The sequence below is a fragment of the Brucella cytisi genome, assembly GCF_038433355.1.
GTDB lineage: Bacteria > Pseudomonadota > Alphaproteobacteria > Rhizobiales > Rhizobiaceae > Brucella > Brucella cytisi.
Window position 1 is genome coordinate 1 of sequence record NZ_JBCAUP010000052.1, and the last position, 10344, is coordinate 10344.

The following is a 10344-nucleotide window of genomic DNA, read 5'->3' on the forward strand; positions in this document are numbered from 1 at the left end:
GGCATAAAAAGGGGACTCAAGAGACCGAGGCGCTTGGCCGATCGCGCGGCGGTTTCACAACCAGGCTCCATGCCCGGTGCGATGCGAAAGGCCGACCGCTCGGCTTTGTCCTGACGCCCGGACAAACGCATGACACCCAAGGCTTCGCGCCTTTGTTCCGGATGATCTCCGACCGGATCGAGGCGTTCCTCGCCGACAAGGGGTACGACGCTGACGCCATTCGCGAAGAGATCGCCCGCGCCGATATCGAGGCCGTCATTCCGACAAAGAGCAACAGACGCCAACCAATCCCGCACGACAAAGCCAAATACAAATGGCGCAATCAGATCGAGCGCCTCTTCAACAAGCTCAAGAACTGGCGACGGGTCGCAACCCGATACGACAAGACCAAGGAATCCTACCTCGGTTTCGTCGCAATCGCTGCAGTCAAACTATGGATACCCTTTGTCCACGAGCGCTAGACTGCAATAAGTTCCGGGACTTTGTTCATTGGTCATTTTGGGGAAAACGGTGAGAATTGTACCCGCTAGCAAAAGGAGCTGCTTCACGAACGACGAGATAGAAGGAAATCTTCCGTGGCTGACGACCACCCATATTCATATTGGTGCTGAAGCGCGGCTACCAGTTCAAGCAGCGAATTTTTCTTAAATTTTGAGCATGACTTCCGTTTTCCAGAGCTCAGAACGAGTGTCCTCCTCTTAGGCCCCAATTTTCCACCAGCACGGGCCCGTTGAAAACGATATCCGCAGGCAGTCATACTCCATCGTGAAAACTAGCGAGATTGTTATCTATGGGACACAGTCAATCCTTCTCAAAGAACCGGCCACAACAGCTTTACTGAAAAGCAAGCCAATGAACGCTTCACCAAGGCCGGTTACACCGATAATCCTAACCTTCAACTGAATAAAAAAAGGGCTTTGGGAGGCTTCCGCCAAGCAAGGTGAAATTGCGGTTATGTTAAGCCTTGATGCTGAAGGTAACGTAACAGCTCACTCCATGCGACGGATATGCTGTGCATTGGTTCCCAACAGGCTCGTGACAATCTGATTTGCCGCGAGCATGGTGCAGTTTATGGCCAGGGTAATCATTTTGCTTCGCTCGTTGCGGAAAGGTTCGGTGCCGTATTCGAGAGACGGCAGTCTAGGGGCAGTTGAACTGCTGGCGTTCGGGTTAGAAAACGCGTTCGGTGAAGAATACGAGGAAGCTCACCAAGCGTGCACAGCATTTAATAAGGGAATGGCAAAGCTGCCCCGGCAGAAGCGCTACAAACCGTCGTTATTTTTGCGGATTTATTCTTGCCGATTACGGGGCCGCACCGTCCCGTCGAGCACAATGTTCTACCTGCCTGTCCTCAACGCTTACAGGTGATGTTTCAATTATAGGGCAGATCACCGAGAGACGAATAGCGTTGGTTGAGGCTTGAGAGCCTGTTCATATCTTCATCAGACAGGCTGAAATCGAACACATCAATGTTTTCCTGTTGATGCTGGCGCTTATTCGCTTTGGGAAGGGGTACCGTGCCCGTCTGGAGGTTCCATCGCAAGATGATTTGAGCGGCGGTCTTTTCAGATTTGCTCGCGATCCGCACAAGGTCCTCATTATCGAGTCGCGTCGTCCGCGTGAGAGGGCTGTAAGCCTGAATCACGATGCCTTGTTCCTTGCAGAATGCCAGCATTTGATCACTATGCCCGAATGGACTCCACTCGATCTGGTTGACGACTGGAGATTCATCTGTGGCGTCAATCAGACTTTGAATTAAAGACACCGAATAATTACTTACTCCGATATCAAGCGCTAACCCCTCTTTCTTCGCTTTGATCAGTCCTTCCCAGAGTTCTGTTCCTACTCTTCCTTCCGGCGGACGGTGGATCAAAACCAGGTTTGCATAGCTTAGTTGCAGCTCTTCAAGATTTTTCAGCACAGCAGCATATGCGTTGTCGTCTGTATCTTCGATCTTGGTTACCAGATAAACACTATCCCGCTCTACTTCGGCACGTCGAAGACCTTCCCCAGTGCCGGACTGGGTGCCGTAATCGCCCGATGTATCAATCATTCGATATCCCAGTTCCAACGCGGATGAAATTGTTTCCGCTGTGTCCTCTGTCAGCTTCCACGTTCCGAGTCCCATGCAAGGCATTTTGTTCCCGCTTTTCAAAGTAAGTTCACTTCGGATATCCATTACCAGGTTCCCTCCTGCTGAATTGAGCCCGTGGCGCTGTCACTACGAACGCTTCACACTGGCTACGGCCACCTTCCGTCTCGGCTCTTTTTCAGGCAGCTTCGGTTCCATTTCTGATCCGTCCGTAACGATGCAAAGCCTTTTTCGAACGTTCCTCATGACGCTCACTTCGGCGGCGAACATGTTAATAACCTCATTGAGCTTCGAGACTTCAGCGCATTGGTGGTCGCGCGCGTATAGATCGGTGAGGTTGGACATGTTTGCCGGCCTGGATCATCCAAGCTGGGTGTGATCACCGCCCGGGCGCGAAATACCTGCCAATGCTTCGCCTGCCGCACCGTCAGCGCTCGCCAATGCAATATCCCCGAGCGATATCACACCGACGAGGCGTTTATTTCTATCGAGTACGGGTAGACGACGGACCTGGATTTCGCCCATATTCGCAGTCACGTCTTCAATCTCCTGATCCATAAAGCAGTATTTGACATCGCTAGTCATCACGTCGCGGACGGGCGTGTCCGGCCCTCGGCCCAACGCGACCGCACGTACGGCAATATCCCGGTCAGTAATCATCCCGACAAGGTGTCCGTTTTCACCGACGGGGAGAAACCCCGCATCGATGCTTGCCATCAATCTCGCGGCCTGCTGGATGGTTTCCTGCGGGTTTGCGATTTGTGCATCTGCGCTCATCATATCCCTGACTTGCATAGCAACTTTCCCTTTTGCTGGTGTTTACGTCGGTCCAACCGGAAAAGGCACAGGTTGTTCCCACTCATCAAAAAATATCCAGCTGCGGCGGGAAGCGAGCAGCGGACCGGTCAACTTTTCGTAAGCTGCGCGAAAGGTCCGTGGATATAAGCCTGGAGTGTAGGTAGGGAGTGGGGGTTTATATTGTTTGGGCGTAGAAAATGATCAATTAATTCATCAGCCCCCTGTAGAAATCGCTCCTTCTCAACCTCCGCAATTGGAAAACTTACGCGGCGTTTGGTTCGCGAGTGCTGTTCTTTGAACGCAGCCATTTCCGCTGATCCTTCTTCAAATTCTTTGAGCTCGACGCCTGGAAGTAGATTGGCTTCAAGCAGCGCGAGTCTGAGTTTGAAGCAGAAAGGGCAAGCTTTCTTCATGTAAATTGTGGGGCCAAAAATGTTCTGTTTGACGCTTTTGGACAGCTCGTTGCCCAAAGCTCCCGTTACACCGCCGGTTTCCTCGAGCGGATCAGGTTTTCGTTTTTTGGAGCCGCTCGGCGTACCTAGCTGCTGGGTTAATCTCTCGTTCATGATCGGTCCTTAATTCTGGTCTGCTGGCGGGTTCGCCGGCAGGTCCCCTCCTGTCCCAGTCTGTGGTCGGTCGTTTTCTACCGGCGGATTGACCGTCGGTTGATCGGCGGAACTCGTAGCAGGAGGCGCCTGAATACCTTGTTTTTGGTTTACAGAACCGCCACCGATGACGCTCCAACCGAGGAAAAGAAGGAGAAGAAATGCCAGTATGACCAATGCGAAGCGCGGAAAATATCCGAGCGCTTGCGGTGAAATCCTACGCCGCTCTGCTTTTTCTCGGTCTGATCGCTTGTTCATTCCAACACCCATGAGATCACAAAGTATCCGATAACAACCATAGCGATGATGTACCACCAAACCATGTAGGCTGGACCTTCACGCATCTGCGCGCCCCCACTTGCAATACGTGCATTATCTTCGGAGGCCCACTCGCGCAGGCCGGTTGCGTGGCTGGACGCGTTATTATCCGTTACTGGTACCCGGGCGATTTTCGGTCGTAAATCCCGTTCCTCGTCGGGTTGAGAATTGCCTCCAGCCTCCGCATCAGTTTCCATGGGTGCTGCCGCAGGATCAAAGCCGGGAGCCTTGTCGCCGGTCTCGCCTCGTTGGATCGCACCTCTTGCGCGAGCGCCAGAACTTTTATCTGCTGGAACTGTTTTCATCATATCGGGCCTCTGGACCCCAACCACGAGGTGGGCCATTTGTTCCCCTGACAGTTAGACGTCGATAGGCACACAGCTCGTTCGCGCCCTCCTGCGAGGATAAAATGCAGGAAGGATCTGACCAGCAGCAATCAGCGGACGTACCCGATTGTTCTGCCTGCTGTGTGAACAGAACGGCGCGAACTACGCAAGGCGGATTCCAGCCTGAAGTGATACAATGCGCCTTGCGTTACAAACCTGACAGGATTCAGACCGACCAGAAAAGCCGGGAACAAAATAAGACGCCGCATGTTGGAAACGTGGTTTATGCGAAATTCGAGCCGCTCTTGCCTGCGGAACCGACGCAGACCGTTATTTATCATGATCATGCTGTAATCAGGTTGAATTACTAAGGATTTGAGCTATGACCGCGAAAAAACCGCCCGTACCAAAAGCAAATCGCAGTGACAAGGGACCCGGCGAAGACGGAAGCCCGTCAGTTGAGAAAGCTGAACGCCCACAGTCCAAGCTAAACGCAGACAAGCAGGGTCAACAAGCCAACACAAAGATAAACACGACGCACCAGGGCCTGCAGCAAGATCGATAGGAGGGCATCATGTCGACTTCAACTAAAACACCTGCAACCATTCGGCAGGGAGGACCCGGTGCATCACATGAGAACGCCAAAAAGCCGCTCGAGATCAAAAAGCCTCCGGCCGACGGCGATAACCGATCAAAAAGTCGCGTTTCTGGCGGCGGAGGGGAGCGAGACAGCCACCACACGCATGATTCTGAAAAAAAATGATGGAGGGCGCCCTGATTGGCATGCGCTGTCCAAAAGAGTTTCGGATGCGATGCCGTCAAAGGAACACATTGCCATCGACGTAGGTTGTCGTGTCTCCAGTATTACTGGCAAACTCCGCCGTCTTGCTAAATACAGTCTCGGCAATACCCACGATTGCGTATCGATGAAGTCAGGGAACACGGCTTCCCTGTGCCAGAAATCATGCTGGCACTCGTAATGAGCTTCCGTGTCTACACGTGAAAGTTCTGTTTCCCGGAACTTTGGTCCCGTACACAATTGTAATGGAGACAACGACAACATTACTGAATCGCTGGCTTCTTTTTTAACCGTTAGTTCAAGCGGCTGATTTTGATCCCATTTGGCTGAAGGCCAGACCCAACCAACGGGGCATTAAGCCTATCCGCTCTTCAAATGTGTCGGGGTAACAAATTCATCATATCCGACAAAGGAGGTAATCTTCGGGACGCAACCCTTCGCAACTATCAATGCAGCCTTTCCGTTGCACCAAGCTGAGCTCGAGCCCTGTGCAAGCGGCTTTTGACTGTGCCCAAAGAACAATTCAGGCGCTTCGCGGCCTCATCATACGGCAGGCCATCGAGCACAACGTATTTCACGGTCGCACGGAAATCGGGGGGCAAGTTCTCAAAGCCTCTTGCAACGTCCCGTAGCTCCATCGCTTTATCCTGGGGAGGCTGAACTGCAGTGGCCTCCCATTCCTGCAGCGTGGTCTCTCTTTGTGCCTTCTTGGACCTCGTGCAGAATGTATTCTTCATTATTGTAAAAAGCCAGGATTTCAATGAGCCATACGGAACATATTTATCTTTGTTTTCAAGTGCCTTGGCAATGGTTTCCTGAACAAGATCTTCAGCATCAGCAGGCTGCCGACAAAGTGTTCTCGAAAAGCTCACTAAAGCTGGGTACAGCGCGAGTAACTCGTCGTCAAATGATGGGCACGGTCGCACGGTCCTTCTCCTGTCCCCGCAATTACTCAATGTACTCATGCGGAAATGGTTCCGGGATAACTCACCTTTTCCCGTTAATGTCTTCGGGTGGTTTTGCGTTTAAAAAATTTGGATAACCGAAGCCAGACTTCTACCTCGCGCGGGTGACAAAACCAGCCGCGTGAGGGAACCCGATGCAATATTTAAAAGTTTGGATCGTGTCGCAGGTATCGAAGGATCCTCTTATGGAAAAGTTCTTTACTAATATTTCGGAAAAAATCGCTGAGGTTGTCGGCACCCCTTATGCGTTCGGTTGTGCAACGGGTTTTATCGCCGCGTGGGCGCTCTCCGGTCCATTATTCGATTTTTCCGATACGTGGCAGCTGGTAGTGAACACTGCTACAACGATCATAACTTTTTTGATGGTTTTTCTTATCCAGAATTCGCAAAACCGTGATGCTACCGCAGTTGAAGCCAAACTGGATGAAGTTATTCGAAGCGTAACTGGCGCAAGATCCCAGCTTATCGGGATTGAACACCTCACCGAGAACGAAGTCGAGGCGATACGAAAAGCACTCGAAGAGGAAAGTGACGAACAACATAGCAGCGAAGTGAACGTTGAAGCTTTACTCCGCGAAGCAACCAAAAGAGCTCAAAAACACGGGAAAGACGCCTGACTGTAGTTGGACTTTTAAGAGAAAAAGTGAACCGCGCCGGGTTTGCCGGAGGCCGTTTGGTTTAAGTTATGCGGCCATGGCTGGCGCGTCCAGCATGGCATAGTAACGTTCTTCGGCTTCGGCAGGCGGAATGTTTCCTATGGGCTCCAGAAGACGCCGGTTGTTGAACCAATCCACCCATTCGAGTGTGGCGAACTCCACGGCTTCGAAATTGCGCCATGGTCCCCGCCGATGGATGACCTCGGCCTTGTAGAGGCCGTTGATCGTTTCGGCGAGAGCGTTGTCGTAACTGTCGCCGACGCTTCCAACGGAAGGCTCGATGCCTGCCTCCGCCAGCCGTTCGGAATACTTGATCGATACGTATTGAACACCCCTGTCGGAGTGGTGGATGAGACCACCGCGATGGACTGGCCGCCGGTCATGGAGTGCCTGGTCCAGGGCATCAAGGACGAAACCCGCATGAGCGGTTCGGCTCGCCCGCCAGCCGACGATGCGGCGGGCGAACGCGTCGATCACGAAAGCGACGTAAACGAAGCCTTGCCAAGTGGCTACATACGTGAAATCGGAAAGCCACAACATGTTCGGCGCGGGAGCGCAGAACTGGCGGTTCACGCGGTCGAGCGGACATAGAGCGGCCTTGTCAGGCACGGTCGTTTTGACGGGCTTTCCACGGATAATGCCCTGGAGACCCATCATTCTCATAAGCCGAGAAACAGTGCATCGAGCTATGTCGAAGCCTTCCCGCTGCAACTGCCGCCATACTTTCCGCACGCCGTAGACTTGGAAATTCTCATTGAACACTCGGCGTATCTCGACCTTCATTGCCGCGTCGCGACGAGCGCGGACCGACAGGCGGTCCACGTCCGTGCGCTTGGCGATGGCGTCATAGTAAGCGGACGGGGCAATCGGCAGCAGCCTGCAGATCGGCTCGACCCCGAATTTTGAGCGGTGTTCGTCGATGAAGGAAATCATCGCTTCAGTGGGCGGTCGAGCTCCGCCTGGGCAAAATAAGCCGACGCCTTGCGCAAAATCTCATTGGCCTGTCGAAGCTCGCGGTTCTCCCGCTCAAGGGCCTTCATCTTCTCGGCGACATCGCTTGGAAGGCCTGCTCGTTTGCCGCTGTCAACATCGGCTTTCTTCACCCACTCATGCAGCGTATGTGCCGAGCAGCCAATCTTGGCGGCTATGGATGAAACTGCCGCCCACCGGGATGGATGCTCAGCCTCATGGTCCAAAACCATGCGGATGGCTCGGTCACGAACTTCAGGTGAAAATTTGTTGGTCGTCTTGCTCATATCGGCTCCACTTTCTCACGAGTTGGAGCCTCCGGCAAACCCGGCGCGGTTCAAAGATACCTTCAGGGCCCCGTTAAACACATGAAAGAGCCATTGTTTTTGCCCGGACTGTGTTTAGAGTCCCGGATCCCTCACCTCGCGGTCGCATAACGATCTGCCGTTCAGGTTCCCCAAGATATCGTCTTGATCTCGCACTGCGTCTCCGTTCAACACAGCAAACAGGTAAATCTTAAACTCTCTCAACCATTAAATATGGAATTTCCGACATGTACCGAAGTCTGGATTGCGCTCCTGAAAGCAACCTTTTGCAATTAGAAAACCGGACTTAATGGCCCGCGCGATTATTGGCCAATCCATCGGTACACCACGGGTAGGCTGTCCAGTTGAAACGTAACGGGAATACGGGTCATTTTACGAAAGGAGGCGCGCGTCTGCACTAGAATGAGGATGCGCCCGCTGGGCCAAATTCTGGTTCTTGGCAGCGATGCTTTATCCAGTCCACTCGTACGGTGGCATTGATGACATTCTTTTGAAAACGCCTCCTACAAAGAGAACTGAATGGAACATTCTAGCCTGGTCAGTTGTTGTTTTAGCACGGCTCTGGTCGTGAATATGGTCACCTGGAATACGCTCTTCGCGTCAACCGTTTCAATTCTTCCAGAAATTATTATTAAAGTGGAACCGTCTGAATGAGGATCAAATGAACATTTTAACAGTTAATGTGCGTCCGGAAGAGTCTCCCCGGGTCGTAGAATTTGTTGGCGAAGCTGACGAGAAGATTTTGATCTTCCTTACAGACGATGGGGAAGAAACGCGCAACGCGCTTCTCGAGCGGGCCATGGCGTACATGGTTCATGCCGTAAAATTCGGAGAGGTGGAACTCGGCAAAGCTATCGAACATGTCAAACGCGATGATGAGAACGAGGCCCTGGATAAGGGGCTTAAAGATACATTCCCTGCGAGCGACCCCGTTTCCGTCACGACGTCAACCATTCCGGCTTCCGCCGACCCAAAATCGTAGAAGTTTTATCTGGTTTGCCTCGCTCAGTTACAGTAGCCCCGCAATTAGTATACAGAATGCCCGTAAGTCCCCGTTTCAGAACGAAAGGAATGTGAACGCTTTTAGCTCGCCTTTACTTTATCGACCAGGCCAATCTTGGTGCCGCCCAGCACTAAAACGCCAAATTTGCTTTGCTAAAACGATTGTAGGCCCAGTCTTCTGCATAGGTGCGCCGGGCCTCAGCCATTGTGTACCCTTTCCTTCGTCACTCTTGGAAACAAGATGATTATGCCGTCGGCGCTCCCGGTAATGAATTAACGTCGTGGTCTGTAAAGCTTCTTGCCTTGTCGAGAATTCGCTCAGCATCCATGTACTGCTCGTCAGATACTCGAACTGCAAGAAACGTTCCGCCCTGCTCTATTCCGGCGGAATAGATGTTTGCGTCGGTTTCGCTCAGACCCGCTTCGATGAGAGAATGATAAACCTTTCCTGCGATGCCGCCGATAGCAGCCCCACTCACCGCTCCTGTCAGAGTGCTCGCGAGCCAACCCGCAGCCACGATGGGCCCCAACGCCGGAATAGCCATTAGACCCAGTCCCGTGAGCAATCCGGCTGCTCCGCCCACCACGGCCCCCGTACCGGCGGCGACGCCCGTAGCGTTTTCTGTCAAACTTCCCTCATCCCCATTGGAGATGATGGAAATTTCTTCCGCGCGGATCCCTGATGCTATCAAAGCTGCAACGGTAATTTTGGCCTGAAGAGTGTTGGAAAATAATGCGCTGACGGTCCGCATAGAAATGATCCTTTTCGTGTGGTTCGCCTAACATCCGGAAATGCGGTTCGTTCCCTCGATAGATGGAACAACGCTTATTTGAGAGGGTTAGACCTTCATAGAAAAGGAGAAAGCCATGTCTGATACCCGAGATTGGCTCGTCCAATGGCTTCGTGATGCTCACGCTATGGAAGAACAGGCCAAGACCATGCTGAACGGGCTCATTGGCCGCCTGGAGAATTATCCTGAACTAGCCCAGCGCATACGTTCACATCTTGAAGAAACCAAAATCCAGGCAGAGCGACTTGAACTTTGTCTGGAGCAATTGGGAGGAGATGCGTCCACGTTGAAGGACACTGGTGGAAAACTTATGGCAATAGCACAATCATTCAGCGGTTTTTTTGCCGGCGACGAGGTTCTCAAAGGTTCTCTAGCGCTCGTGGACAAAGGTTGACTGCGGAATCGATTTTTGATTCAAAGCTACCATTTGGAGGCTGCTTTGGGCGAACGGATCGGTTTGACAGACGAGGAATGGGCAGTAATCAGTCCGCTTCTACCTGCTGAAAGTGGGCGTGGATGCCGCCCTGCTCAGGACAATCGGCGTTATTTCGAAGGCATGCTGTGGATGGCGCGCACAGGAGCGCAATGGCGGCATCTGCCTGATGAATACGGCAAGTGGAACAGCGTCTTTCGTCGATATCGACGCTGGGTCGAGACCGGTGTTTTCGAGGCAATGCTTGAGACACTGGCCGAACTG

At 52.6% G+C, this 10344-nt stretch carries 13 protein-coding genes, 1 pseudogene and 1 other annotated feature; of the genes and pseudogenes, 7 read left to right on the forward strand and 7 right to left on the reverse strand.

Annotated features, from left to right (window positions below; all coding sequences use genetic code 11):
- The coding region (locus AAE521_RS26565; protein WP_342061481.1) for an IS5 family transposase at positions 1 to 461 on the forward strand (461 nt) is incomplete at its 5' end.
- Positions 462 to 1372: 911 nt separating this feature from the next.
- Here AAE521_RS26565 and AAE521_RS26570 read toward each other — a convergent pair.
- The 4 genes from AAE521_RS26570 to AAE521_RS26585 form a co-directional block, all read right to left on the reverse strand.
- The gene (locus AAE521_RS26570; RefSeq protein WP_342062967.1) at positions 1373 to 2179 is read right to left on the reverse strand and encodes an aldo/keto reductase; all 807 of its coding nucleotides are present in this window, start codon (positions 2177 to 2179) and stop codon (positions 1373 to 1375) included.
- A gap of 273 nt (positions 2180 to 2452) precedes the next feature.
- Positions 2453 to 2887, reverse strand: coding sequence for a CBS domain-containing protein (locus AAE521_RS26575; RefSeq protein ID WP_342062968.1), 435 nt, complete (start codon positions 2885 to 2887; stop codon positions 2453 to 2455).
- A 110-nt stretch (positions 2888 to 2997) separates the two neighbouring features.
- On the reverse strand, positions 2998 to 3456 hold the full coding sequence (locus AAE521_RS26580; RefSeq protein WP_342062969.1) for a thioredoxin domain-containing protein: 459 nt from the start codon (positions 3454 to 3456) through the stop codon (positions 2998 to 3000).
- Between the two features lie 293 nt (positions 3457 to 3749).
- The gene (locus tag AAE521_RS26585) at positions 3750 to 4121 is read right to left on the reverse strand and encodes a hypothetical protein (RefSeq protein WP_374865221.1); all 372 of its coding nucleotides are present in this window, start codon (positions 4119 to 4121) and stop codon (positions 3750 to 3752) included.
- 400 nt (positions 4122 to 4521) lie between these two features.
- Between AAE521_RS26585 and AAE521_RS26590 the strand changes: the two genes are divergently transcribed.
- The gene (locus AAE521_RS26590) at positions 4522 to 4704 is read left to right on the forward strand and encodes a hypothetical protein (protein WP_071633803.1); all 183 of its coding nucleotides are present in this window, start codon (positions 4522 to 4524) and stop codon (positions 4702 to 4704) included.
- Between the two features lie 9 nt (positions 4705 to 4713).
- Positions 4714 to 4902: a hypothetical protein gene (locus AAE521_RS26595; protein ID WP_342062970.1), complete on the forward strand. Its 189-nt coding sequence runs from the start codon at positions 4714 to 4716 to the stop codon at positions 4900 to 4902.
- A gap of 482 nt (positions 4903 to 5384) precedes the next feature.
- Here the strand turns inward: AAE521_RS26595 and AAE521_RS26600 are convergent, their stop codons facing one another.
- A complete protein-coding gene (locus AAE521_RS26600; protein WP_342062971.1) occupies positions 5385 to 5864 on the reverse strand; it encodes an RNA polymerase sigma factor in 480 nt (159 codons plus the stop codon).
- A gap of 224 nt (positions 5865 to 6088) precedes the next feature.
- Here AAE521_RS26600 and AAE521_RS26605 point away from each other — a divergent pair, with 224 nt between their 5' ends.
- A complete protein-coding gene (locus AAE521_RS26605) occupies positions 6089 to 6520 on the forward strand; it encodes a low affinity iron permease family protein (protein WP_342062972.1) in 432 nt (143 codons plus the stop codon).
- A 66-nt stretch (positions 6521 to 6586) separates the two neighbouring features.
- On the opposite strand, the gene AAE521_RS26610 is transcribed toward AAE521_RS26605, so the two are convergent.
- Positions 6587 to 7815, reverse strand: a protein-coding gene (locus AAE521_RS26610; protein ID WP_342062973.1) for an IS3-like element ISRtr2 family transposase whose coding sequence is annotated in 2 segments (ribosomal slippage) — positions 6587 to 7527 and positions 7527 to 7815 — 1230 coding nt in all. Because the reading frame shifts where the segments join, the coding sequence is not laid out codon by codon here.
- Positions 7418 to 7534: a sequence feature (AL1L pseudoknot), on the reverse strand. It overlaps the preceding gene by 117 nt.
- 700 nt (positions 7816 to 8515) lie before the next feature.
- On the opposite strand from AAE521_RS26610, the gene AAE521_RS26615 reads away from it, so the two are divergent.
- Positions 8516 to 8836: a hypothetical protein gene (locus AAE521_RS26615; protein ID WP_342062974.1), complete on the forward strand. Its 321-nt coding sequence runs from the start codon at positions 8516 to 8518 to the stop codon at positions 8834 to 8836.
- 265 nt (positions 8837 to 9101) lie between these two features.
- Here the strand turns inward: AAE521_RS26615 and AAE521_RS26620 are convergent, their stop codons facing one another.
- On the reverse strand, positions 9102 to 9608 hold the full coding sequence (locus AAE521_RS26620; protein ID WP_342062975.1) for a hypothetical protein: 507 nt from the start codon (positions 9606 to 9608) through the stop codon (positions 9102 to 9104).
- A 115-nt stretch (positions 9609 to 9723) separates the two neighbouring features.
- Here AAE521_RS26620 and AAE521_RS26625 point away from each other — a divergent pair.
- A pseudogene (locus AAE521_RS26625) lies at positions 9724 to 10023 on the forward strand (YciE/YciF ferroxidase family protein); the annotation flags it as partial.
- A 63-nt stretch (positions 10024 to 10086) separates the two neighbouring features.
- A partial coding sequence (locus AAE521_RS26630) for a transposase (RefSeq protein ID WP_342062947.1) occupies positions 10087 to 10344 on the forward strand: 258 nt, incomplete at its 3' end.

What these genes read in the sequence shown, in the direction of transcription:
- AAE521_RS26570 (WP_342062967.1), bottom strand. Translation starts at nt 2,179, where the DNA reads ATGGATATCCGAAGTGAACTTACTTTGAAAAGCGGGAACAAAATGCCT.
- AAE521_RS26575 (WP_342062968.1), bottom strand. Translation starts at nt 2,887, where the DNA reads ATGCAAGTCAGGGATATGATGAGCGCAGATGCACAAATCGCAAACCCG.
- AAE521_RS26580 (WP_342062969.1), bottom strand. Translation starts at nt 3,456, where the DNA reads ATGAACGAGAGATTAACCCAGCAGCTAGGTACGCCGAGCGGCTCCAAA.
- AAE521_RS26585 (WP_374865221.1), bottom strand. Translation starts at nt 4,121, where the DNA reads ATGATGAAAACAGTTCCAGCAGATAAAAGTTCTGGCGCTCGCGCAAGA.
- AAE521_RS26590 (WP_071633803.1), top strand. Translation starts at nt 4,522, where the DNA reads ATGACCGCGAAAAAACCGCCCGTACCAAAAGCAAATCGCAGTGACAAG.
- AAE521_RS26595 (WP_342062970.1), top strand. Translation starts at nt 4,714, where the DNA reads ATGTCGACTTCAACTAAAACACCTGCAACCATTCGGCAGGGAGGACCC.
- AAE521_RS26605 (WP_342062972.1), top strand. Translation starts at nt 6,089, where the DNA reads ATGGAAAAGTTCTTTACTAATATTTCGGAAAAAATCGCTGAGGTTGTC.
- AAE521_RS26615 (WP_342062974.1), top strand. Translation starts at nt 8,516, where the DNA reads ATGAACATTTTAACAGTTAATGTGCGTCCGGAAGAGTCTCCCCGGGTC.
- AAE521_RS26620 (WP_342062975.1), bottom strand. Translation starts at nt 9,608, where the DNA reads ATGCGGACCGTCAGCGCATTATTTTCCAACACTCTTCAGGCCAAAATT.